Source organism: Mitsuaria sp. CC2 (assembly GCF_048957715.1).
GTDB lineage: Bacteria > Pseudomonadota > Gammaproteobacteria > Burkholderiales > Burkholderiaceae_C > Roseateles.
This window is the reverse complement of record NZ_JARVXN010000034.1, coordinates 1-21,705: the sequence shown is the minus strand read 5'-3', so window position 1 is coordinate 21,705 and position 21,705 is coordinate 1. Positions and strand designations below refer to the sequence as shown.

Genomic DNA, 21,705 nt, shown 5'->3' with positions numbered 1-21,705 from the left:
GTCCCGCCTGGCCGGCCCGTCCGTCATCTCCGGCCGTGCTCGCGCGCCGCGTCCGGCCATCCTGTCCTTCGGCGCCGCGGCGCTGGCGCTCGTCGCCTCCGCCTGCATGGCCGCGAGCGCCGAGGAGATCGGCGAAGTGAGCACGGTGTTCAAGTTCGTCGGCCCGAACCACAAGATCGTGGTGGACGCCTACGACGACCCCGCGGTGAACGGCGTGACCTGCTACGTGTCTCGCGCCAAGACCGGCGGCATCAAGGGCGGCCTCGGCCTGGCCGAAGACAAGTCCGAAGCCTCGATCGCCTGCCGCGCCGTCGGCACGATCAGCTTCCCCAAACCGCTTCCGAAGCAGGAGGAAGTGTTCTCCGAACGGTCCTCGCTCGTGTTCAAGCGGCTGCGCGTCGTCCGCATGGTCGACGCGAAGCGGAACACGCTGGTCTACCTGACCTACTCGGACCGCGTGATCGAGGGCTCGCCGCAGAACAGCGTGACGGCGGTGCCGGTGGATCGGGCGACCGTCATCCCGGTGAAGTGACCGTCATTCGAGCGGCGCGTCGGTGCTGACGGTCACCGCGCGCCACGCGTCGATCGACTCGCTCATCGAGGCCAGTTTCTGTTGCACCAGCCCGAGCGCATCGCTGCCGAGCAGCAGATGCGCGGGCGGCGGTGCCGCGCCGACCGACAGGTCCACGATCGCCGCCGCCGCCAGCGCCGGGTCGCCCAGCTGCCGTCCGCTCACGGCCTGACGCCGCGCGCGGATCGGGTCGAAGATCGCGTCGTAGTCGGCGATGCCACGCTCGGAGCGCACCATCGATCGGCCCGCCCAATCGGTCCTGAACGATCCCGGCGCGATCGCCGTGACGCTGATGCCCAGGCCGGCGACTTCCTTGCCCAGTGCCTCGGAGATCCCTTCCAGCGCGAACTTGCTGCCGCAGTAGTACGTGATGCCCGGCATCGTGATGAAGCCGCCCATCGACGTCGTGTTGAAGATGCGGCCCGCGCGGCGGCCCCGCATGAACGGCAGGATCGCCTTCATCATCGCGACCGCGCCGAAGACGTTCACCTGGAACTGGTTCAGCAACTCCTCGATCGGGCTCTCCTCCAGGATGCCCTCGTGGCCGTAGCCCGCGTTGTTGATGAGGATGTCGATGGGACCGATGTCCGCTTCGATGGCCGCCACCAGCGGCGCGGCGAGGTCGAGCGCCGTCACGTCGTGCAGGCGTGCGTGCGCCCGGCCGGGACAGCGATGCTCGAAGTCGCGCGCGGCTTCGGCGTTGCGCACCGTGCCGACGACGACATGACCGTCGGACAGCGCCCGGTCCGCGATCGCGCGTCCGAAGCCGCTGCTGACGCCGGTGATGAGGAAAGTCTTGGCGGATCGCTCCGACGACTGCGGAGGTGAAGCATGGGTCGTGTTCATGGGAGTGAATGCTAGGAATCGACGGCCCGTCTGTGCAGATCCATCGCCCTGCCGGTCTTGCCTATTCCTCCACGCCCTCGCGAGGCTGACCTCACGCGGACGACAATGCGGCGCATCCCATGCCCGACGCCACCCGCCAGCGCCAGATCCGCGATCTCCTGCTCCGCCTCGCTCCGAACGAGGGCTACACCGCGAGCCCGATCGAATCGGTGCGATGGCTGCGCAGCGACCGCCCGCTCGCCCGCACCCCGGTGCTGTACGAGCCGGGCATCGTCTTCGTCTTCCAGGGCCGCAAGCGCGGCTTCATCGGCGACCGGACCATCGTCTACGACGCGCGCCACTACCTGGTGGTGGCCGTGCCGGTGCCGTTCACGATGGCGACCGATGCGAGCGAGGAGGCGCCGCTGCTGGCCGCCTACCTGCGGCTCGACGCGGCGCTGGCCGCCGAGGTCGCGCTGGCGATCGACCAGGGCGGCGCGACCGTCGACGGCATCGAGCCGGCCGAGTCCCTCGGACTCGAAGCCTCGCCCATGGACGACCGGATCGAGGCCACCTTGCTGCGCTTCCTCGAAGCCATGGCCGATCCCGTCGAGACGGCCGTGCTCGGCCCCGCGCTTCTGCGGGAGCTGTATTTCCGCGTCCTCGGCGGGCCCCAGGGCGCCACCTTGCGCAGCGTGCTCGGCGAGAGAGGGCACCTGGGCCGCATCGCCCTGGCGCTCAGGCGCATCCATGCCGACTACGCGGACCGCCTCGACGTGTCCCGGCTGGCGCGCGAGGCGGGGTTGGGCCTCGCCGCCTTCCACGCGCACTTCAAGGCGATCACGCAGACCACGCCGATGCAGTACGTGAAATCGACGCGCCTGCACCGCGCACGGTTGCTGATGCTCCAGAAGGGCATGACAGCCGCGGCGGCCGCGGATCGCGTCGGCTACGCCAGCGCTTCGCAATTCAGCCGCGAGTTCCGCCGGCTCTTCGGGCAGACGCCGCAGGCGGAGGTCGCGCGATTGAAGGCATCCTTCGCCATCCCGGAACAGGACGACGAGACGTTCGTGTCGTCTCACTGAGCACCGGGTTCCGACGCGGCGACGCGGGTCACCTCGAACCCTTCGTCGATCCAGCCCGTCAATCCGCCGATCATCAGCTTGACCGGCCGCCCCAGCTTCGCGAGCCGGATCGCGCCGCGGTGCGCGCCGTTGCAATGCGGTCCGGCGCAATACACGACGAACAGCGTGTCCATCGGATACGCGGCCATCTTGCCCTCGGTGATCTTGCCGTGCGGCAGGTTCACGGCGCCGGGCACATGGCCGCGCCCGTGGAGCTCGTGGCTGCGCACGTCGAGCAGGACGAAATCCTCGACGCCGCGCGCGAACGCGTCGTGCACGTCCCAGCAGTCGGTCTCGAAAGCGAACGCCTGTTCGAAGTGTGCGAGCGCCTGATCGCTGGGCGCGGCGGGGACGGCGGAGATGTGCGAGCTCATCGTCGGTTCTTTCAAGGGCGTGGGTGACTGGCCGTCAGTGTCGGGACTGCCGCCCTTCCCGACCAGTGGCCGGAACGCCGTTGATCGGTAAGATCGCGCCATGTCTCATCTCGTCGCGATCCTGGCCTACGACCGGCTCTGCATGTTCGAATTCGGCTGCGCGGTGGAGCTCTTCGCGCTCGAACGACCGGAACTGGACGTCGCCTGGTACCGGCACGCGATCTGCGCCGCGGAACCCGGTCCGCTGCGCGGCACCGGCGGCGTGCGTGTCGAGGCGCCGCACACGCTGGCGATGCTGCGACGCGCCGACACCATCGTCATCCCCGGCTGGCGCGACGCCGCCGAGCGCCCGCCCGAGCCGCTGCTCAAGGCCGTGCGGGCCGCCCACGCGCGCGGCGCGCGGTTGTGCACGATCTGCTCCGGCGTCTTCGTGCTGGCGCATGCCGGCTTGCTCGACGGGAAACGCGCGACCACCCACTGGCGATATGCCGAACGGCTCGCCCGGGAGTTCCCGCTCATCGAGGTCGATCCCTCCGCGCTCTATGTCGACGAGGGCGCGCTCATCACCTCGGCGGGATCCGCCGCGGGACTCGACATGCTCATGCATCTGGTGCGTCGCGACCACGGGCCGCGCGTCGCCAACGCGGTGGCGCAGCGACTGGTGATGTCGCCGCACCGCGAAGGCGGTCAGGCGCAGTTCGTGCCGCGGCCGATGCCGGCCGAGGCGTCCAGTCCCATCGCCGTCCTGCAGGACTGGTTGCGCGCGCATCCGCGCGAGGCGCACACCGTCGCGTCCATGGCCCGCCGTGCCGCGATGAGTCCCCGCACCTTGCAGCGCCGCTTCAAGGACGCCACGGGACTGCCGCCGCTCGAATGGCTGACCCGGGAACGCGTCGGCGTCGCGAAGGAACTGCTCGAGACCAGGGACACGCTCGATGTCGAGGCGGTCGCCGACCTCGCCGGACTGGGCTCGCCGGAATCGATGCGACGGCATTTCCGGCTGATGGGTCTGCCGGCGCCTTCCCGCTATCGACGGCAGTTCGGCTGAGCGCCGGGACGGTCGTTCCCGCGTGCCTCACCCCAACCCTTCTCCCGCAGTGCGGGCGAGGGGCAAGAGGCCAGCGGGCGAGCGGGCGAGCGAGCGAGCGGCAGTTCAACGGAACACGACGCAGGCCGCGCCCGGCATGGCGATGAAACGGCCGTCGAAGCGCGGCAGCGCCGCGCCATCGATGTCGAACACGCAGATCTGGTGGCTGCGCTGCAGGCAGACCCACAGCTCACGTCCGTCCGGACTGACGCTCGCGCTGCGCGGGTAGCTCCCCTGCGCCCAGGTCTCACCGTGCCACGACGGTCGACCGGACTCGTCGAGATCGAAGACGGCGATCGCATCGTGCAGACGGTTCAGCGCGAACAGTCGACGGCCGTCCGGCGCGATGAGCAGGTCCGACGCGTAGCTCAGGCCCTCGAAGCCGGTCGGCAGGCTGCTGAGGCGCAGCCGATGCGTGAGATGTCCCGATTCGTTCAGGCCCAGCCAGTCGAGCGCGTTCGCCTGCTCGTTGAGCAGATAGAGCTGCCCGTCCTCGCGAGGGTGGAAAACGAAGTGGCGCGGTCCTGAGCCTGACGGAAGCGACAGGCCGGTTAGCTCCACCGGATCCTGGGAAGACGCCTCGAGTCGCCACACCCTCAGCACATCGCGCCCGAGATCGCTGCCCAGCATCAACGGCCACCGCTGGTGGCGGCGGACCATGTGCGCATGTGCCTGCGCGGCGTCGTCGGCACCGGGTCGAGGCATCAGGACGTGGTCGGTGGGCTGGAGCGCCCCCTGCGCGTCGATCGCCGCGCGGCGCAGCGTGCCGTCGCCGTAGTGGGCGATCCAGGCGTGGCGCGCCTGCGCGTCGACGGCCAGATGCACCGGCAGCGCACCGCCCGTCGCATGCCGCGACAGCAGCGTCAGCGCGCCGTCCGTGACGCCGACATCGAAGGTCGCCAGCTCGTTCCCGTCCTCCAGCAAGGCGTGCAGACGCCGGCCGCCGTCGGCCAAATGCAGCCACGTCGGGCTGCCCGGCACGGACGCCGCGAGACGCGCATGCACGCGGCCGTCGGCGGCGCGACTCAGCGCGTGGATCCCGCCGCACTGCGGCGCATAGCCGCCGGCATACGCGAAGGGCAAGCCCTCGGGCGAAGGGACAGGGCTCGAGGGTGTGGAGGGGGTCGGGGGGGTCATCGGAGCGCGACTTTACGGCCACAATGCCCTGTCACGACCAGCTCCAGCCCGCCTCGCCGGCGGGTGCCGCGCGTATGCGTTTCGACGTCCCGACGCTGTTCAGCCTGATGCTGATCCAGTCCCTGGTACTGGCGCTGCTGCTGCCGCTGCTGCTCGGCTGGTGCGACAGCATCGCCGCCCGACGCGCGCAACTCAGCGCGGCCGCGCAGGCCGCCGGCTGGGCCCTGCTGCTGCTGCCGCCCGACGGCACGCGCCTGACGGCCATCGCGGCGCTCGGGCTGCTCAGCGCCAGCGTGACGCTGCTGTGGATGGCGGCCGACCGGTGGCTGCCCGGCAGGCTCGGTCGGCTCTTCCAGTACGGCATGCCGGTGCTGGTCATGGTCGGCTACGGGGCCGGCTGGGACAACTACGCGCTGCGTCTGGCCTGGTCCAACGGCTGCATCGGGCTGCAGATGCTCGCGCTCGGCGCCAGCCTGATGCAGCCGGTCAAGCGCGCGCCGGTCGGCAACCTGCGCTGGCGGCTGCTGTTCACCGTCAGCCTCGGCCTGCTGGCCGTGCTCAACCTGGCGCGCGCCTATCTGGCCGGTTTCGACACCGCGAATCTGCCCAGCTTCGACGCACCGCATCCGCTCAACATGGTGTTCGCCGTCGTGGCCAACGTCTGCGTGCTCGCCGCGGCGATCGCGATCCTCGTGGCCTGGCGCGGCGAGAGCGAGGCCGAACTCCGCCGCCTCACACAGATCGACGCGGCCACCGGGCTGGCCAACCGTCGCGCCTTCCAGCAGCGCTCGGTGGACATGATCTCGATGGCGCGCCGCTACAGCGAGCCGCTGATGCTGGTCGTCATGGACGTGGACGGCTGCAAGGCGATCAACACCGCCCACGGCGAGGCCAAGGGCGACCAGGCGCTCGCGCTCTTCGGCCGCTGCCTGGATGAGCAGAAGCGCCTGGGCGACGTCGTCGCGCGCATCGACGGCCAGCGCTTCGCCGTGCTGATGGCGCGCTCCGATCTGGTCGGGCCGCCCGCGCTCGACCGGCGGCAACGCGAGGCGCTGCTCGACCTCGCGCCGCGCGAACTCGGCTTCACGCTGGGGTACTCCGCCGGCTGGGCCAAGCTGCGCCACGGTGATCGCGGCCTCGAGGACCTGCTGCACCGCGCCGAGGCGGCGCTGTATGCCGCCAAGCGCCAGGGAAAGGGGCGTCTGTGCGCCGAACCGGGGCTTGAGGCCGAACTCAGCGTGGCCGTGCCGGCCTGACGGCGCCCGCGCTCCCGGCGCCGGCCGCGGCGACGACATCTGCACAGGGCGCGATCGAGCCCGCTTTCCCGCTTCGTCGTCCTCCGGACGTGACGCGGTTCACGCGCACCGCCCCAGCCGCGCGGCAATCGCCCAGTCGACACGCCCCAGCGTCCGGCTGGCATGACGTTTGCGTCAGGGTTTTCCAGGTCCCACCGCCCGCCACGAGACGGGTCGGGACGTCGTTGTACCCAGACCTGGAGTTCCCGCCATGCATGTCGCCCTCAGCCCCACGGCCGTTCACGCCCGAGCCCCGCGCGCCCTCAATCCGCTGGCCAGCGACGCTGCCGCGTCGCAGCACCTGCAGCGCGCGCCGATGGAAGTCGTCAAGCTGACTTCCCGCGACCTGCAATGGCTGCCCGCCCTGACGACCCTGCTGATCGACAACGTCCATCTCGGCGCCACGCTGGGCTTCCTGGCCCCGCTGTCGCGTTACCAGGCGCTCGACTACTGGCACGGCGTCTTCGCCCGGCTGGGCCAGCACCACATGCTGTGGATCGCCTGCGAGTCCGAAGGGCCGGGCCGTCTGCTCGGCGCCGTCCAGCTGTCGCTGTGCCCGCTGGCCAATGCGCACCACCGCGGGGAAGTCCAGCGGCTGATGGTGCACAGCCAGGAACGCAGCCGCGGCGTCGCCGGCCAGCTGATGTCGCGTCTGGAATGCGCGGCGGCGACGCAGGGCCGCTTCCTGCTGCAGCTCGAGACCTGCGCCGACTCGCAGGCGGAAGCGGTGTTCGCCCATCTCGGCTGGCAGCGCGCCGGCCAGATCCCCGACCACTGCCACGGCGCCGAGGGCCAGTTGCAGGCCGCCGCGCTGTACTACAAGCGACTGCCGCATCTGGTCTGACTCAGCGCGTGGCGAGCAGGCCAGCGAGCAAGGCCTCGACGCGTTTCGCTCGTGCCGCGACGCCGCCCAGCGCGGCCAGGCCGCCCTGCTCCAGCATCACCAGCCCGTGCAGCCCGGCCCAGAGCGCCGCGGCGCGCGCGGCCGGCAACGCCGCCGGCGCGATCAGCGCGTCCAGGCCCGCGATCAGCGCTTCGCGCAGGGCGATCGGCGTGTCGAGCATCAGCAGCCGGTAGTCGTGCGGATGCTGCAGCCCCCAGTTGACGAAGGCCCGCGCCACCGCGGCAGCCTCCCCGCCTGAAGCGGCCCCGTCCGACGCGCCCTGCAGCCGCGTGAGCAGGGTGCGCAGGCTGTCCTCGGCCAGGCGGGCGAGCAGCTCGCCCTTGTCGTGGAAGAAGCTGTAGAGCGTCGCGTGCGAGTAGCCCACCGCCGCGCCCACCTCGCGCAGCGTGAGCGCGTCCGCGCCGCGCTCGGCGAAGAGTTCGCGCGCCGCGGCCAGGATCCCCGCCTCCAGCGCCAGCTTGTGCGCGGCGCGGCGCTGCTGTGACGCGGTCGGGGGGACGCCGGCGTCGGCGTCCAGGCCCAGTGCCGGGTCGCCATCGCCAGTCCCGTCGCCCTCGTCCCCGTTCATCGCCTTGCGCTGCGCCTGCCGCTTGAGCGGTCCCTCCGGCTTGGCCACCTTCTGTCGGACGCGCGGCTGGGGCTTCGTCTGCGGCCGCGCCTGCGCCGCGCCGTCGGGCCTGTCCTGCACCACGCCGGAAGTGTTGTGCAGGCCCTTCGGCCCGCTGGGACGCGGATCCGGCATCGGCGCACGGCCGCCGCTTGTGGATTTGCTAACCATTGGTTAGTATTTGATCGACGGTTTCAATGAAGTCTGAACCATGCCACAAATGCCTGCGATTGACCATGCCGACGTGCCCACTGACCGGCCGTTGCTGGAGCCCGTCCCCGTCACCCATCCCGATGCGGTGCTGCTGATGCATCAGCTCAACCAGCGGTTGGCGTCGCTCAGCGGCGACTCCGGCGCCGGCGGATTCGAGGCCGCCTCGATGCCGGCAGGCCGGTCCGTATTCCTGGTCGCCCGCAGCGGAGACGGCGCGCTTCTCGGCTGCGGCGCGGTCCGGCCCCTCGCGCAGGCCGGCGCGGCGCCGGTGGCGGAACTCAAACGGATGTTCGCCCGCGAAGGCACGCGCGGCGTCGGCGCTGCGCTGCTGATCGCGCTGGAGCGCGACGCCCTGGCCATGGGCTATCGCGCGTTGTGGCTGGAAACACGGCGCGTCAACGACCGCGCACTGCGCTTCTATCGACGGCACGGCTACTCCGAGATTCCCAACTACGGCAGCTACGTCGGACGCCAGGACGCCGTGTGTCTCGGCAAGCCATTGCGCGTCGCCGCTTCGTCCGACAACCAGCGCAAGGAACCCTCATGGACCTGATCGAACTGCGCGGCACCGACCGCGACTGGATGCCGGCGCTCGGCGAACTGTTCTTCGACGTCGTCGACGGCGGCGGCTCCCTGGGATTCCTGGAGGACGTCGACGAGGCGCAGATGCGCGAGTACTGGGAAGGCGTGTTCGAGCAGCTCGGGCCGCGGCACCGGCTGTGGGTAGCGCGAGAGGGCGATCGCGCGCTCGGCACGGTGCAGCTGTCGATCTGCGGCAAGCCCAATCAGCGCCATCGCGCGGACGTGATGAAGCTGATGGTCCATCGCGACGCGCGGCGACGCGGCGTCGCCGTGCAGTTGATGGCCGTGCTGGAGCAGACCGCACGCGACGCGGGGCTCAGCCTGCTGACGCTCGACACCGAAGCCGGCTCGGCGGCGGAGACCTTCTACCAGTCGCAAGGTTTCCAGCGCACCGGCCAGATTCCGTTCTTCGCCGCCAACCCGCAAGGCGAACTGCAAGCGACCGCGCTGTACTGGAAACGGCTGGACTGAGCGGACCGTCGCGCCTGAGCGCTTCACCCTCACCGCCTCACCGCCTCACCGCGACACGCGCATCAGCTTGCCCCCGTCGGTCACCGTCAGCAATGCGCCGTCACGCGCCTGGATCACGTCGCGGAAGCGCTCGCCCAGGTCCCCGAACATCTTCTCCTTGCCCGTGACGGTGTCGCCGTTCAGCGTGATGCGCCACAGCGCGGTGCCCGCCAGCGATCCCGAGATCAGCTGCCCGCGCCATTCCGGGAACAGGCTGCCCGTGTAGAAGACGAGTCCCGCCGGCGCGACCGAGATCGGCGTCCAGGTGGTCAGCGGCTCGATGTAGGTCGGCGCATGCGTGCCGCCGCCGATGCGGCAGGCGTCGCCGACCGGCGAGCCGTACTCGCAGCCGTAGCTCTTCACCGGCCAGCCGTAGTTCTGGCCGGCGCGCGCGATGTTGACCTCGTCGCCGCCTTGCGGGCCGTGTTCGGTGAGCCAGAGCTCGCCGGTCTGCGGATGCAGCGCGGCGCCCTGGATGTTGCGGTGGCCGTAGCTCCAGATGCCGGGCCTGGCGCCCGCGGCGAAGGCCGGGTTGTCCGACGGGATGCTGCCGTCGCGGTTCACCCGGATCACCTTGCCCAAGGTCTGCTGCAGGTCCTGCGACGGGCTGCCCTTCATGCGCTCGCCGGTGGTGATGTAGAGCGTCTTGTCGCGCGCGAAAACCAGCCGCGAGCCGTAATGCCCCGTGCCGTCGACCTTGGGCGCCTGGCGGAAGATCACCTGCACGCCGGTCAGCGCGTCGCCCTCCAGCCGGCCGCGCGCAACCGTGGTGCCGGCCTTTCCGGCTTCGGTGCCGGTGCCCGCCTCGGCGTACGAGAAATAAACCCAGTTGCTGCCCGCGGTCGCGAAATCGGGATCGATCGTGATGCCCAGCAGACCGCCCTGTCCGCTGTCCAGCACCTTGGGCACGCCGGTGATCGTCGCTTCGGTCTTGCCGGCCGCGGAAAGGCGCACGATGGTGCCGCCCTTCTGCGTCACCAGCAGCCGGTTGTCCGGCAGTTGCACGAGGCCCCAAGGGCGATCCAGCGTGCTGTTCAAGGTCTGCATGGACGGCGCCGCGGCTCCACCGCCAGGTTCCGTCGGTGCGGCGGCGGCGTCCCCGCCCCCGCTTCCGCCGCCACAGGCCGTCGCCGCCATCGCGACCGCCAGGGTCGACATCCATTCCGCCACGCTCATGCCCGTTCTCCTTGTGCTGATCTCGAAGGGCCGGCCAAGAGAAGGACAGCCCCCCGGACGGCGTCACGACGCCGTGAAGGGGACGAGTCTAGGTCGACCACGACACGGAGTTGCAAGCGGATGAAATCGGCGCCGCCGACCCTGACGCTTCTCTGGCCTTCGCCCTTGCCATCGCGCGCTCCATCGCGGGCAATCGCCGTGCGCGGCCCAACACCGATCCGATGCCCCTGCTTGTGCAGGCCCGGCGCATCCTCTACGCTGGCCGCAGTCCGGCTCCAGACCCGCGTCCAACTCTTGCCTGAGAGGAACGAGCCATGTCCCCCAGCCCCTCCCCTGATCCGGAAGGCACGACCGCCGGCAGCCCAGGCGGCGCCGCGCTGCCGCAGCATCCCGGCATCGCGGCGATCCGCACCTTGGCGCTGACCGGCCCGGCCGGCGCCGGCAAGACCTCGCTGGCCGAGGCCCTGCTGCTGAAGGCCGGCGCCATCAAGACCGCCGGCAGCATCGAGAAAGGCAGCACCGTCAGCGACCACGATCCGCTGGAGAAACGGATGTTGCACTCGCTGCAGGTCTCGCAGATGCACATCGCGCACGGAGGCGTGCGCATCCATCTGCTCGACACCCCCGGCGCGCCCGACTTCATCGGGCAGGCGCTGCCGGCGCTCGAAGCGGTCGAATCGGTCGCCGTGGTGGTCAACGCCCAGAACGGCCTCGAACTGATGGTCCGCCGGATGATGGAGGCCGCGGCGGGCCGCGGACTCACGCGGCTGGTCATCGTCAACCGCATCGATGCGCCCGGCGTCGACGCCCAGGCGCTGCTCGGTCAGCTGCAGGACGCCTTCGGCCGGGAATGCCTGCCGCTGAACCTGCCCGCCGCCGGCGGCGCGCGGGTGCAGGACTGCTTCTTCGGCTGCAGCGGCGAGAGCGACTTCGGCTCGGTCGAAGCCGCCCACCGCGCGCTGGTGGAGCAGGTCGTGGAGGTCGACCCGGACTTCGTCGACCGCTATCTCAACGACGGCGACGTACCCGCCACCGAGTTGCACGCGCCGCTGGAGCAGGCCTTCCGCGAAGGCCATCTGATCCCCGTGTGTTTCGTGTCCTCCCGCACCGGCGCGGGCGTCGCGGAGCTGCTCGACGTGATCGAGAAGCTGCTCCCCAATCCCTATGAAGCCAACCCGCCGCAGTTCATGCGCCGCGAAGGCGACGAGGCGGAACCGCTGCTCGTGTCGATGGATCCGGCGCAGCACGTCGTCGCGCACGTCTTCAAGATCCAGTCGGATCCCTACCTCGGCAAGCTCGCGATGCTGCGCGTCCACCAGGGGACGCTGAAGAGGAACGCCCAGCTCTTCGTCGGCCATGCCCGCAAGGCGGTGCGCGTCGCGCATCTGTTCATGCTGCAGGGCAAGGAACACGTCGAGATCGACCAGGCGCTGCCCGGCGACCTGTGCGCCCTGGCCAAGATCGACGAACTGCACTACGACGCGGTGCTGCACGACGCGCAGGAGGACGAGCACCTCCACCTCGCGCCGATCGCGCTGCCGACGCCGGTGCACGGCGTGGCGATCCGGCCCAGCCGCCATGGCGACGAGCAGCGGCTGTGGGAGGTGCTGACACGGCTGGTCGAGGAGGACCCCTGCCTGCGCCTGGAGCGAGGTGGCGGCCACGAGGAGGGCCGCGGCCCGCAGGGCGGGGAGACGCTGGTCTACGGGCTCGGCGAACTGCACCTGCGGGTGCTGCTCGATCGGCTCAAGGAGACCTACAAGTTCGACGTCCAGACCCAGCCGCCGCGGATCGCGTATCGCGAGACGATCTCGGCGAAGGCGGAGGGCCATTACCGTCACAAGAAGCAGACTGGCGGCGCCGGGCAGTTCGGCGAGGTGTGGCTGCGCATCGAGCCGCTGGAGCGCGGCGCGGGTTTCGAGTTCCGGGACGAGGTCAAGGGCGGCACGATCCCCGGCCAGTTCATGCCGGCCGTCGAGAAGGGCGTGCGACAGGCGCTGGCGCAGGGCGTCGTGGCCGGCTATCCCGTCGTGGACCTGCGGGTGACGGTGTTCGACGGGAAGCACCACTCGGTGGACTCCAAGGAAGTCGCCTTCATCACCGCAGGCAAGCGCGCACTGATCGCGGCGGTGCGCGAGGCCCGGCCCGTGGTGCTGGAGCCGATCGTGCAGGTGGAGATCAGCGCGCCGGAAAACGCCACCGGCGACATCACCGGCGACCTGGCGTCGCGACGGGGTCAGGTGCTCGGGACGCGCGGCAGCGTGCCGGGGCAGATCGGCGTGGACGGTCTGGCGCCGCTGGCCGAGCTGAGCGCCTACCAGAACCGCCTCAACGCGATGACCAGCGGGCAGGGGCGCTACACCATGGTGCTGTCCCACTACGAAGCGGTGCCCCCCAATACGCAGGCCCAGCTGGCCGCCGGCTACCACCTGAAGGAGGAGGAGTAGCGGGGGACGCCCCGGCCAGCCGGGGGTTGGTCAACGAAGCTTTATCATGTCGGGATGTGTTCAGCCCCCCGCGACGTCGCGCAGATCCGCCTGGACAACGCGATGCGCTTGTTCGATGAGTTCGTTGCCGCGTCGATCAAGAATCCCGATGTCGCCGCCCTTCGCGGCCTGGAGCGCCGTTTCGCCGAGCGCCTGCAAATCCAGCCCAGCTACTGGAGCCAGATCAAGGGGCGTTCGCGGCAGATCGGTGAGCGGCTGGCCCGCCAGTTCGAACAGCTGACGCACAAACCCAACGGCTGGATGGATCAGGAGCACGGCCCGCTCGGCGCCGCCGCGCCGGCCGCCGGCGGTACCTCGCAGAGCAACACGGCTTTATCAAATGCAAGCCGTCCCGCGTCGGCGGACAACTCCCCCAGCCTGCCCCAGGATGATGACGAGCGCTTCATCGTCGGCCTGGTGCTGACCTACTACCGCCGGCATCCCCAGCGGGCGCGCACGCGTCTGCTGGACTTGCTGGGCGAGGTGCTCACGCCGCCCGCGCCGAACACGCCGCCGGCGCCGCCGCCCAAGGCAGCGCCTGCGGCGTCCGACACCGACGACTGGCACAAGCTCCAGCGCAGCATCGCCCCGCTGAAAACGAAGAAGCGCTGAGCGCCGCCGCCGTTGTCAGCGGTCCCCGCTGACCGTCGCGCTCCATCCCGCCCGCCCCCTGATCGCGCCGCGTCGACCCCGGCGGGCGCAGGCCTGCGCGCGTCCCGTCGCCCGGGGACAACGTCCGAGCAAAATTACTTGCGCTTGATAATCAGATGTTTATCATTTGCGCAAATTTTGAGCCCCCGCCGGAACGGCCGCGCTGTCAGGCGCCGTCCCGGGACCGAGGCGCTCAAGCTGTTCGCCCCTTCCTTTCCCTTTCCGTCCGTCATCACAGGAGGCTGCCATGGCCCAGTTCATCACTCCCCGTCCGCGTCTCGCCATCACACCGCGAAAGCCGCGCAATCCCTTCGTGGCCCTGAGCCACGGCCGCTCCGCGGGCCGCCACGGCCCCAGCGCCGGCGGTCGCCGCCAGCAGGAACAGCAGGCCCTGAAGCGCGCGCTTCAGCGGCACGACGACTTCAGCCCTTGAACGGGTAGCCTCCGACGGAACGGGATGTCTTCCCGGTCCGGCGCAGGCCGCCCAGGGAGACAAGAAATGCAAGAGATCACCTTGATGCCGGGCCGCATGCATGGCCTGGCCCGCCAGCAGAGCCTTCGCGGCTGGCTGGCGATCCTGCTGCTCAGCGCTGGCGGGCGCCTGATCAGCTGGGCGTGGCACGTCGCCCCGGCGGCGGACCGCGAAGCCCCCGTGGAAGGGCTGGAATTCCATGCCGACGCCGACGGCGCCGGCCGGATCTACATCGACGGCCAATTGCAGGGCACCCTCGCGGGTGTGCAGCGGCTGTGATGCCGGTCTGGCTCGCGGTCGCCGTGGCCGCGGTGGGGATCAAGCTCGCGGGGGCCGAGCCGATATACGATGGACAACGTCCACTGTGCATCGCCGCCCACGCGACGACCCCGCTTCATGACCCAGAGCGCTCCGCCCGCTGCGTCTGCCCCGTCCGGGAACGGGTCGGGGAATCCGCCGATTCCCGCCCCGGCTCCGGCGCCGTTCCAGCCCTTGATCCGGCCCCTGCCGGATCTGGCGGCCTGGACGGCCCGATTTCGCGACATGGAGATCCCGGTGCTGGCCAGCACGGCCGAGCAGCTGGAGCTCTGGCGCGCGAATGAGGACGCGGTCGACGCGCACCTGCTCGGCGAGTTCCTGAGCAAGGACCCGCTGATGACGCTCAAGCTGCTGGCGCATGCTGCGTCGCAGCGCTCCAGCCGGCTGCTGACCGACACCGAGACGGTCACGGCCGCGCTGGTGCTGATGGGCATCACCCCGTTCTTCAAGGCCTTCGGCGTGCAGCCGACCGTCGAGCAGCGCCTGGCGGACCGGCCGGATGCGTTCGCCGGCATGCAGCGCGTGCTGCATCGCGCCGAACGAGCGGCCCGCTTTGCGCTGGGCTTCGCCGCGCACCGCGCCGATCCGGACGCGGCCATCGTCCACAGCGCCGCGCTGCTGCATGATTTCTCCGAGATGCTGCTGTGGTGCGAGGCCCCCGATCTGGCGCTCGAGATCCAGCGCCGTCAGGAGGCCGATCCGGCGCTGCGCAGCGTCGCCGCGCAGCGCGCGGTACTCAACGTGGAGCTCGGCGATCTGGAACAGGCGCTGATGCGCGCCTGGCATCTGCCGGAGTTGCTCGCCCACATCGTCGACGACAAGAAGGTCCACGATCCGCAGGTCCGCAGCGTGATGCTCGCGGTGCGGCTGGCACGGCACACCGCGCAGAGCTGGGAGAACCCGGCCGTGCCGGACGATCTCATCGAGATCGGCGAACTGATGAGCCTCTCCCCGGCCCACACGCTCAAGCTGGTCCACGAAGTGGACGGGGTCGTCTGACACCATGGCCGGCCCCGATCAGGCGTTCTGGCAGCAGCGCTTCGAGACTGGTCAGACCGGCTGGGATCGCGGCGCGCCGCATCCGCAGTTGGCCGCCTGGCTGAGCGAAGGCCTGCTCGGCAAGGGCCAGCGTATCGTGGTGCCAGGTTGCGGCCGCGGCCACGAACTGGCCGTCCTGGCCCGGGAGGGGCTCGACGTGACCGGCCTCGACTACACGCCAGCGGCCGTCGACAGCGCCCGTGCCAGACTCAAGGACGAGCATCTGCCGGGCCGGATCGAGCAGGCGGATGTACTGGCCTGGCGGCCCGACCAGCCGCTCGACCTCGTCTACGAGCAGACCTGCCTCTGCGCCCTGCATCCCGACCAATGGACGACCTACGCCGAGCAACTGCAACGCTGGCTCAAGCCGGGTGGGCGGCTGCTCGCGCTGTTCATGCAGGCCCGTCGCGACGAGTCCGAACTCGGTCAGGTGATCGGCCCGCCGTACCACTGCGACATCAACGCCGTGCGCGCGTTGTTCCCCCTCGCACTCTGGAAGTGGCCTGCGCCGCCCTACGTGCAACGCCCCCACGAGCGGGGATGGTTCGAATTGGCGGTCGTGCTGGAACGCCGCTGAAGGAATTGGCGCTGGGGTGGGGCCGGCGCTGGATCACACCGGCAGCGCGGTCGTGTTCTTCAAGCGGTCCAGGACAAAGCTGGTCTTGCAGTCCTGCACGCTCGGATGGCGCAGCAGGGTGTCGCTGATGAAGCGCGCGTAGTGGCTCATGTCCTCGACCAGTACGCGCAGCAGGTAGTCCATTTCCCCCGTCAGGGCGGCGCATTCCACCACCTCGGGCCAGGTCTGGACGGCCGCGCGGAACAGGTCCATCGGGGTGCGCTTGTGGCTTTCGGTGTGCTTTTCCAGCCGGACGTTGATGTAGGCCGTGAGCCCGAGGCCCACCCGCTCGGGATTCACCAACGCCACGTAAGCCGTGATGACGCCCCCCTCCTCCAGCCGCCGAACTCGCCGCAACACGGCGGACGACGACAGGTTGACCTGCGCCGCCAGCGCGTCGTAGGTCATGCGGCCATCGGCCTGAAGGGCGTGGAGGATGCGTCGGTCGATCGCATCAAGCTCGATCTGCTTGTCCATGATCGGATTCTTGCAGGATTCCTGCGCAACACCCCAGGTGGACAACGTGGATCGCAGAAATCCTGCGCTCACCACCTTCTACAGTGACGCCATCGCATTTCTGACCAGATCCCCTTGACCGGGGCTTCGGAGACACACATGGCATTCACCCCCTGGGACAACCCGATGGGCACCGACGGCTTCGAGTTCATCGAGTTCGCCGCCCCCGATCCCGCCGCGCTGGGCGCGCTGTTCACCTCGATGGGCTTCGTCGCCGTCGCCCGCCACCGCCACAAGGACGTGACCCTGTATCGCCAGGGCGACGTGAACTTCATCATCAACGCCGAGCAGGATGCGTTCGCGCAGCGCTTCGCGCGGATGCACGGCCCGTCGATCTGCGCGATCGCGTTCCGCGTCAAGGACGCCGCCTTCGCCTATCGCCGCGCGCTGGAACTTGGCGCCTGGGGCTTCGACAACAAGGCCGGCCCGATGGAGCTGAACATCCCGGCGATCAAGGGCATCGGCGACTCGCTGATCTATTTCGTCGACCGCTGGCAAGGCAAGAACGGCGCGGCCGCCGGCGAGATCGGCAACATCAGCATCTATGACGTGGATTTCGTGCCCGTGCTCGACGCCGAGGGCAAGCCCGTGCAATCGACGCCGAAGGGCCACGGCCTCACCTACATCGATCACCTGACCCACAACGTCTTCCGCGGTCGCATGAAGGAATGGGCCGAGTTCTACGAGCGCTTGTTCAACTTCCGCGAGGTCCGCTACTTCGACATCGAGGGCAAGTTGACCGGGCTGAAGTCCAAGGCCATGACCAGCCCCTGCGGCAAGATCCGCATCCCGATCAACGAGAGCAGCGACGACAAGAGCCAGATCGCGGAGTACCTGGACCTGTACCACGGCGAAGGCATCCAGCACGTGGCGCTGGGTACCGACGACATCTACGGCACCGTCGAGGGCATGAAGGACACGGGCGTCGTCTTCCAGGACACGATCGAGACCTACTACGACCTGGTCGCCAAGCGGCTGCCCGAGCACAACGAGAACCTCGAGGAGCTGCGCCGCCTGCGCATCTTGATCGACGGCGCCGCGCACCAGGGCGCGCCGCACGAGCTGCTGCTGCAGATCTTCACCAAGGAAGTGATCGGGCCGATCTTCTTCGAGATCATTCAGCGCAAGGGCAACGAAGGCTTCGGCGAAGGCAACTTCAAGGCGCTGTTCGAGAGCATCGAACTCGACCAGATCCGCCGAGGCGTGCTGAAGGCCGACGCTTGATCATCCCCTGACTCGGCCCGCCCGGTCCACCTCGCGGGGTGCGCTCAGGGCGGGCTCTTCGAGCAATTGCAACGCACGCTCGAATGCCTGCGGCTCGAACACCAGCTGCAGATGTCCGCGCGCCGGGAGGTGCAGGACACGGGCGCCGGGCAGGATCGCCGTCTCCGCCGGGAACACGATCTGGTCGCAGTGACCGTAGAGGCAATCGAAGTGACTGCCGAACTGCACCGGCTCATCTCGCGCCATCTGATTCAGCCATTCCGAGTCGCCTCGCATCTGTCGGGCGTTCTCGGTGGTGCCCAGCTTCGCCAGCAGGGTGCCGTGATGAGGCGTGCCCAACGTCAGGATGCGGTGGATGCGATCGAAGGCATGGCCCTGGCTGCGCCACCAGGCGCGGGCGCTCAAGCCGCCCATGCTGTGCGCGACGATCAGCGGCGCCAGGCCGGTACGCTCCTGCAGCGAACGCATGGCCGCGTCGATCTGCGGCGCGTAGCGGTCGATCGAGCCGAACGCCGGTTCCTGCGTGATCGCGATGAAAGGGATGCCTCGCGCGCGCAACGCCTTCATCCAGCCGTTCCACATGCCTCGGTTGCAGTTGTAGCCATGCAGGAGCACCACGCCGCGGCGACCGCGCGCCAGCGCTGCCTCAGGCAGTAGATCAGGTTCCCGGTGCTCGGCCCACGGCTGATGCCAGCAGAACACCTTCGTCACGACGACGACCTCGCGCCACCAGGCTTGCAGCAGGTCCGCCAACGGCGCGGTGGGCAGCCCCGGTGCCGGCGGCACGACACGCAACACGAGGAAGTGCGGCAGCATCGTGAGCGGCGGTCCGAGCACGAACAGGGCCAGCATCGCGATGCCGATCCATGCCCCCCACTGACCAGCCACCCAGAGGGCCAGCAACGGACCGACGATCCAACGAATCAGGGCAAAGAGGCGCTGCAGCCGGCCGTTCATCCGGGCTCCTGGACAAAAGGTCGAGTGTAGAGGCGGGCTCGACCTGAGCTCCGCTTCGGAAAACTCTGAGATCAACGATCCCAGGCCTCGGAACGCCGGCGTTGTCCCTCACGTGACGAGCCTGCCTAGGGCATCCCCGCTACGACGAGGACGTGCCAGCCGCCAGCATCGGCAGTTACTCCGGAGCCCACCCCGCCACACACCAAGAACGCGACGAGGAGACATGACCGCAACGCACACCGACAAGCCCTGGCTGAAGAATTATCCGCCCGGCGTTCCCGCTGAAATCCCCGTCGATGTCTACCCATCGCTGGTCGCCCTCCTTGAGGAGGCATTTCGAAAGCACGCCCGCCGTGACGCGGCAGCCTGCATGGATCAGCGCCTGACTTTCGCCCAGGTCGATGAACTCTCGTCTGCGTTGGGTGCCTGGCTGCAGCAGGTTGGCCTGTCCCGCGGCGCGCGGGTAGCCATCATGATGCCCAACGTGCTTCAGTACATGGTGACGATCGCCGCCATCCTGCGCGCCGGTTATGTCGTGGTGAATGTCAATCCGCTGTACACCCCTCGCGAGCTTGAACACCAGCTGAAGGACTCCGGAGCCGAAGCGATCGTCGTGCTGGAGAACTTCGCCAAGACCTTGTCGGAGGTGATCGACAAGACCCAGGTGAAGCATGTACTGCTGACCGGATTGGGAGACATGCTGGGTTGGTGGCGTCGGCCGCTGATCAACTTCGTGATCCGGCACGTGAAGAAGATGGTCCCCGAGTTCCGGCTGCCGCTCACCGGCGGCCGCACCGTCACGCGCTTCAATAAGGCGCTGGCAGAAGGTGCCGGCTTGTCGCTGAAGCCGGTTCAGGTGGGCGCGGACGACCCCGCCTTCCTGCAATACACCGGTGGCACGACCGGGCTGTCGAAGGGCGCCACGCTCCTCCACCGCAACGTCGTCGCCAACATCCTGCAGAGCGAGGCGTGGTTTGCGCCAATGCTTGGAAAGCTGGGCGACAAGCCATTGACCATCGTCTGTGCACTCCCGCTGTATCACATCTTCGCGCTGACGGCCTGCTACATGCTGGGCGCGCGCATGGGGATCATGAATCTGCTGATTCCCAACCCTCGCGATATTCCCGGCCTGATCGCCACCCTGCGCAACTACCGCGTGAACATGTTCCCGGCGGTCAATACGCTGTTCAATGCCTTGGCGAATGATCCTGCGTTCGCCAAACTCGATTTCAGTGAGCTGGTGATTTCGAACGGCGGCGGCATGGCGGTTCAGCAAGCGACTGCCGAAAAGTGGGCTCGCATCACCGGTTGTCCGGTCGTCGAAGGATATGGCCTCTCTGAAACCGCACCGGTTGCCACGATCAATCGACTCGACCTGGGGCAGTTCAACGGTTCAATCGGACTGCCGGTCCCGAACACGGAAATCGCCATCCGCGACGACGACGGCAACGATGTGCCATTGGGCCAGCGGGGTGAAATCTGCATCCGCGGACCGCAAGTGATGGCTGGTTATTGGAATCGCCCTGAAGAAACGGCCCAAGCCATCGGCCCTGACGGCTTCTTCAAGACAGGCGACATCGGCGTCATGGATGCAGAGGGCTTCACCCGCATCGTTGATCGCAAGAAAGACATGATTCTCGTCAGCGGATTCAATGTGTATCCCACTGAGATAGAACAGGTCGTCAATCTGCATCCCGGGGTCCTCGAATGTGCCGCAATCGGCGTACCGGATCAGCACTCGGGCGAAGCGGTCAAACTCTTTGTCATCAAGAGGGACTCGGCGCTTGCGGAAGAGGACCTGTCCGCCTATTGCCACAAGCAATTGACGGGCTATAAGCGTCCTAAATACATCGAATTCCGCGACGAGTTGCCGAAGACGAACGTCGGCAAGATTCTTCGACGCGAACTACGACAGTAGGCAACCCCAACAAACATTTTTGCAACGATGAGTCAGCCTGCTCCGCGCCCCGCCGGAATCACCGTCATGGAGCGGGGCTGGCTCTCTTCCAACAATATCTTGTTGCATGGGGCGACGGCTGAAGAGGGCGCTATCCTGGTCGATACCGGATACGCCTCCCATTCGGCGCAAACCCTCGCGCTAATTGCCAATGCCCTTCGGCCACGAGAGGTTGTCCGCCTCATTGCCAATACCCATCTGCATTCAGATCACTGCGGTGGGAATCACGCGGTCTCAAAACGCTACGACTGCCCGATACTCATACCACCCGGCGAGTTCTCTGCCATAGCGCAGTGGAACGAGTCAGCCCTGAGCTACGTCGCTACCGGACAGCAGTGCGAGCAATTCAGCCCAGCCGGAAAACTGATCCCCGGCGACACGCTGCCACAAGGCTCCCTTGACTGGCAGATCCATGCGGCACCCGGGCACGATCCGCATTCAATTATTCTCTTCGAGCCTGAAAGCCGCACCTTGATCTCGGCGGATGCGCTTTGGGAACGCGGTTTCGGAATCGTCTTCCCGGAACTCGATGGCGATTGCGCATTCGCCGAGGTCGAATCCACATTGGCCGTCATCGAAGATCTTCAACCCAAACTTGTCATTCCTGGACATGGCGCGCCTTTCCAAGACCTTCAAACAGCCTTGAACTCAGCACGGGAGCGGCTTGAGTATTTCATTCGAAAGCCTGAAAGACATGCGTTGCATGCCGTCAGAGCCTTGACTGTTTTCCACATGTTAGAGGTCCGGCAAAGCTCGCTGGAGGAATTGCTCACTTGGCTGCAGAGAACCCCGATTTTGATCAGCACTTGGCAAAGTTTCTTTTCTTCGACAACGCTCAGCGTGTGGACCAACCAACTCCTTCAGGAACTCGTGCGGGCCGGAGCGCTGCGACAAGACTCGAACACGATATACGCGCGAGGCGTCTGAATCGCCAAAGCGAATCAGAAAAGACAAAACCCCTCGATCATTGCTGATCGAGGGGTTTGGAGGTGTATTAGCCTGACGATGACCTACTTTCACACGGGAATCCGCACTATCATCGGCGCTGAGTCGTTTCACGGTCCT

At 68.2% G+C, this 21,705-nt stretch carries 23 protein-coding genes; 16 read left to right on the top strand and 7 right to left on the bottom strand.

Annotation, left to right across the window (positions count from 1 at the left end; genetic code table 11):
* Positions 1-106: 106 nt before the first annotated feature.
* On the top strand, positions 107-532 hold the full coding sequence (locus PV762_RS23055; RefSeq protein ID WP_421037377.1) for a CreA family protein: 426 nt from the start codon (positions 107-109) through the stop codon (positions 530-532).
* Between the two features lie 3 nt (positions 533-535).
* Here the strand turns inward: PV762_RS23055 and PV762_RS23050 are convergent, their stop codons facing one another.
* Positions 536-1,417 carry an oxidoreductase gene (locus tag PV762_RS23050; RefSeq protein WP_421037321.1) on the bottom strand — a complete coding sequence of 294 codons (882 nt, stop codon included), beginning with the start codon at positions 1,415-1,417 and terminating at the stop codon, positions 536-538.
* A gap of 119 nt (positions 1,418-1,536) precedes the next feature.
* Between PV762_RS23050 and PV762_RS23045 the strand changes: the two genes are divergently transcribed.
* Positions 1,537-2,481 carry an AraC family transcriptional regulator gene (locus PV762_RS23045; RefSeq protein WP_421037319.1) on the top strand — a complete coding sequence of 315 codons (945 nt, stop codon included), beginning with the start codon at positions 1,537-1,539 and terminating at the stop codon, positions 2,479-2,481.
* On the opposite strand, the gene PV762_RS23040 is transcribed toward PV762_RS23045, so the two are convergent.
* Positions 2,475-2,894, bottom strand: coding sequence for a rhodanese-like domain-containing protein (locus tag PV762_RS23040; RefSeq protein WP_421037317.1), 420 nt, complete (start codon positions 2,892-2,894; stop codon positions 2,475-2,477). The two genes, PV762_RS23045 and PV762_RS23040, sit on opposite strands and share 7 nt — an antisense overlap.
* A gap of 100 nt (positions 2,895-2,994) precedes the next feature.
* On the opposite strand from PV762_RS23040, the gene ftrA reads away from it, so the two are divergent.
* Entirely contained in the window at positions 2,995-3,942 is a 948-nt protein-coding gene (gene ftrA / locus PV762_RS23035; protein ID WP_421037316.1) for a transcriptional regulator FtrA, read from the top strand.
* Between the two features lie 105 nt (positions 3,943-4,047).
* Here the strand turns inward: ftrA and PV762_RS23030 are convergent, their stop codons facing one another.
* The gene (locus tag PV762_RS23030; protein ID WP_421037315.1) at positions 4,048-5,064 is read right to left on the bottom strand and encodes a lactonase family protein; all 1,017 of its coding nucleotides are present in this window, start codon (positions 5,062-5,064) and stop codon (positions 4,048-4,050) included.
* Positions 5,065-5,192: 128 nt separating this feature from the next.
* Between PV762_RS23030 and PV762_RS23025 the strand changes: the two genes are divergently transcribed.
* Together PV762_RS23025 and PV762_RS23020 are read left to right on the top strand one after the other, a co-directional pair.
* Positions 5,193-6,374 carry a GGDEF domain-containing protein gene (locus tag PV762_RS23025; protein ID WP_421037314.1) on the top strand — a complete coding sequence of 394 codons (1,182 nt, stop codon included), beginning with the start codon at positions 5,193-5,195 and terminating at the stop codon, positions 6,372-6,374.
* Between the two features lie 250 nt (positions 6,375-6,624).
* Complete coding sequence (locus tag PV762_RS23020; protein WP_421037313.1) at positions 6,625-7,257, top strand: GNAT family N-acetyltransferase; 633 nt, start codon at positions 6,625-6,627, stop codon at positions 7,255-7,257.
* Between the two features lies 1 nt (position 7,258).
* Here PV762_RS23020 and PV762_RS23015 read toward each other — a convergent pair whose 3' ends face one another.
* Positions 7,259-8,095, bottom strand: a complete 837-nt coding sequence (locus PV762_RS23015; protein WP_421037312.1) for a TetR/AcrR family transcriptional regulator — start codon at positions 8,093-8,095, stop codon at positions 7,259-7,261.
* Positions 8,096-8,144: 49 nt separating this feature from the next.
* Here PV762_RS23015 and PV762_RS23010 point away from each other — a divergent pair, with 49 nt between their 5' ends.
* Both PV762_RS23010 and PV762_RS23005 read left to right on the top strand, forming a co-directional pair.
* Positions 8,145-8,690 (top strand): GNAT family N-acetyltransferase, encoded by a 546-nt coding sequence (locus tag PV762_RS23010; protein ID WP_421037310.1) that lies wholly within the window; start codon positions 8,145-8,147, stop codon positions 8,688-8,690.
* A complete protein-coding gene (locus PV762_RS23005; protein ID WP_421037309.1) occupies positions 8,681-9,190 on the top strand; it encodes a GNAT family N-acetyltransferase in 510 nt (169 codons plus the stop codon). The genes PV762_RS23010 and PV762_RS23005 overlap by 10 nt, the downstream gene beginning before the upstream one ends.
* Positions 9,191-9,235: 45 nt before the next feature.
* On the opposite strand, the gene PV762_RS23000 is transcribed toward PV762_RS23005, so the two are convergent.
* Positions 9,236-10,405: a PQQ-dependent sugar dehydrogenase gene (locus PV762_RS23000; protein WP_421037308.1), complete on the bottom strand. Its 1,170-nt coding sequence runs from the start codon at positions 10,403-10,405 to the stop codon at positions 9,236-9,238.
* Positions 10,406-10,719: 314 nt separating this feature from the next.
* On the opposite strand from PV762_RS23000, the gene fusA reads away from it, so the two are divergent.
* The 6 genes from fusA (at position 10,720) to PV762_RS22970 (ending at position 15,947) form a co-directional block, all read left to right on the top strand.
* Complete coding sequence (gene fusA / locus PV762_RS22995; protein ID WP_421037307.1) at positions 10,720-12,852, top strand: elongation factor G; 2,133 nt, start codon at positions 10,720-10,722, stop codon at positions 12,850-12,852.
* Positions 12,853-12,906: 54 nt separating this feature from the next.
* Positions 12,907-13,503, top strand: a complete 597-nt coding sequence (locus PV762_RS22990) for a hypothetical protein (RefSeq protein WP_421037306.1) — start codon at positions 12,907-12,909, stop codon at positions 13,501-13,503.
* Between the two features lie 286 nt (positions 13,504-13,789).
* Entirely contained in the window at positions 13,790-13,975 is a 186-nt protein-coding gene (locus PV762_RS22985; RefSeq protein ID WP_421037305.1) for a hypothetical protein, read from the top strand.
* A gap of 66 nt (positions 13,976-14,041) precedes the next feature.
* Positions 14,042-14,293: a hypothetical protein gene (locus PV762_RS22980; RefSeq protein ID WP_421037304.1), complete on the top strand. Its 252-nt coding sequence runs from the start codon at positions 14,042-14,044 to the stop codon at positions 14,291-14,293.
* A gap of 264 nt (positions 14,294-14,557) precedes the next feature.
* Entirely contained in the window at positions 14,558-15,331 is a 774-nt protein-coding gene (locus PV762_RS22975; RefSeq protein ID WP_421037303.1) for an HDOD domain-containing protein, read from the top strand.
* A 4-nt stretch (positions 15,332-15,335) separates the two neighbouring features.
* Complete coding sequence (locus tag PV762_RS22970) at positions 15,336-15,947, top strand: methyltransferase domain-containing protein (protein ID WP_421037302.1); 612 nt, start codon at positions 15,336-15,338, stop codon at positions 15,945-15,947.
* A gap of 33 nt (positions 15,948-15,980) precedes the next feature.
* Here the strand turns inward: PV762_RS22970 and PV762_RS22965 are convergent, their stop codons facing one another.
* The gene (locus PV762_RS22965; protein ID WP_088407753.1) at positions 15,981-16,463 is read right to left on the bottom strand and encodes an Lrp/AsnC family transcriptional regulator; all 483 of its coding nucleotides are present in this window, start codon (positions 16,461-16,463) and stop codon (positions 15,981-15,983) included.
* A 138-nt stretch (positions 16,464-16,601) separates the two neighbouring features.
* On the opposite strand from PV762_RS22965, the gene hppD reads away from it, so the two are divergent.
* On the top strand, positions 16,602-17,726 hold the full coding sequence (hppD, locus tag PV762_RS22960; RefSeq protein ID WP_421037301.1) for a 4-hydroxyphenylpyruvate dioxygenase: 1,125 nt from the start codon (positions 16,602-16,604) through the stop codon (positions 17,724-17,726).
* Here hppD and PV762_RS22955 read toward each other — a convergent pair whose 3' ends face one another.
* On the bottom strand, positions 17,727-18,683 hold the full coding sequence (locus PV762_RS22955) for an esterase/lipase family protein (protein WP_421037300.1): 957 nt from the start codon (positions 18,681-18,683) through the stop codon (positions 17,727-17,729). It abuts the gene before it with no gap.
* Positions 18,684-18,906: 223 nt separating this feature from the next.
* On the opposite strand from PV762_RS22955, the gene PV762_RS22950 reads away from it, so the two are divergent.
* Both PV762_RS22950 and PV762_RS22945 read left to right on the top strand, forming a co-directional pair.
* Positions 18,907-20,601: a long-chain-fatty-acid--CoA ligase gene (locus tag PV762_RS22950; protein ID WP_421037298.1), complete on the top strand. Its 1,695-nt coding sequence runs from the start codon at positions 18,907-18,909 to the stop codon at positions 20,599-20,601.
* 27 nt (positions 20,602-20,628) lie between these two features.
* Positions 20,629-21,567 (top strand): MBL fold metallo-hydrolase, encoded by a 939-nt coding sequence (locus PV762_RS22945; protein ID WP_421037297.1) that lies wholly within the window; start codon positions 20,629-20,631, stop codon positions 21,565-21,567.
* Positions 21,568-21,705: the final 138 nt, after the last annotated feature.

Bases quoted from the DNA above. Each gene is read 5' to 3' on its own strand.
- PV762_RS22945 (WP_421037297.1), top strand. From the start codon at position 20,629: ATGAGTCAGCCTGCTCCGCGCCCCGCCGGAATCACCGTCATGGAGCGG.
- fusA (WP_421037307.1), top strand. From the start codon at position 10,720: ATGTCCCCCAGCCCCTCCCCTGATCCGGAAGGCACGACCGCCGGCAGC.
- PV762_RS23000 (WP_421037308.1), bottom strand. From the start codon at position 10,405: ATGAGCGTGGCGGAATGGATGTCGACCCTGGCGGTCGCGATGGCGGCG.
- PV762_RS23045 (WP_421037319.1), top strand. From the start codon at position 1,537: ATGCCCGACGCCACCCGCCAGCGCCAGATCCGCGATCTCCTGCTCCGC.
- PV762_RS23050 (WP_421037321.1), bottom strand. From the start codon at position 1,417: ATGAACACGACCCATGCTTCACCTCCGCAGTCGTCGGAGCGATCCGCC.
- PV762_RS22965 (WP_088407753.1), bottom strand. From the start codon at position 16,463: ATGGACAAGCAGATCGAGCTTGATGCGATCGACCGACGCATCCTCCAC.
- PV762_RS22975 (WP_421037303.1), top strand. From the start codon at position 14,558: ATGGAGATCCCGGTGCTGGCCAGCACGGCCGAGCAGCTGGAGCTCTGG.
- PV762_RS22950 (WP_421037298.1), top strand. From the start codon at position 18,907: ATGACCGCAACGCACACCGACAAGCCCTGGCTGAAGAATTATCCGCCC.
- PV762_RS23010 (WP_421037310.1), top strand. From the start codon at position 8,145: ATGCCTGCGATTGACCATGCCGACGTGCCCACTGACCGGCCGTTGCTG.
- PV762_RS23055 (WP_421037377.1), top strand. From the start codon at position 107: ATGGCCGCGAGCGCCGAGGAGATCGGCGAAGTGAGCACGGTGTTCAAG.
- PV762_RS22955 (WP_421037300.1), bottom strand. From the start codon at position 18,683: ATGAACGGCCGGCTGCAGCGCCTCTTTGCCCTGATTCGTTGGATCGTC.
- PV762_RS22985 (WP_421037305.1), top strand. From the start codon at position 13,790: ATGGCCCAGTTCATCACTCCCCGTCCGCGTCTCGCCATCACACCGCGA.
- PV762_RS23020 (WP_421037313.1), top strand. From the start codon at position 6,625: ATGCATGTCGCCCTCAGCCCCACGGCCGTTCACGCCCGAGCCCCGCGC.
- PV762_RS22980 (WP_421037304.1), top strand. From the start codon at position 14,042: ATGCAAGAGATCACCTTGATGCCGGGCCGCATGCATGGCCTGGCCCGC.
- PV762_RS23025 (WP_421037314.1), top strand. From the start codon at position 5,193: ATGCGTTTCGACGTCCCGACGCTGTTCAGCCTGATGCTGATCCAGTCC.
- PV762_RS22990 (WP_421037306.1), top strand. From the start codon at position 12,907: ATGTGTTCAGCCCCCCGCGACGTCGCGCAGATCCGCCTGGACAACGCG.
- PV762_RS23005 (WP_421037309.1), top strand. From the start codon at position 8,681: ATGGACCTGATCGAACTGCGCGGCACCGACCGCGACTGGATGCCGGCG.
- hppD (WP_421037301.1), top strand. From the start codon at position 16,602: ATGGCATTCACCCCCTGGGACAACCCGATGGGCACCGACGGCTTCGAG.
- PV762_RS23015 (WP_421037312.1), bottom strand. From the start codon at position 8,095: ATGGTTAGCAAATCCACAAGCGGCGGCCGTGCGCCGATGCCGGATCCG.
- PV762_RS22970 (WP_421037302.1), top strand. From the start codon at position 15,336: ATGGCCGGCCCCGATCAGGCGTTCTGGCAGCAGCGCTTCGAGACTGGT.
- ftrA (WP_421037316.1), top strand. From the start codon at position 2,995: ATGTCTCATCTCGTCGCGATCCTGGCCTACGACCGGCTCTGCATGTTC.
- PV762_RS23040 (WP_421037317.1), bottom strand. From the start codon at position 2,894: ATGAGCTCGCACATCTCCGCCGTCCCCGCCGCGCCCAGCGATCAGGCG.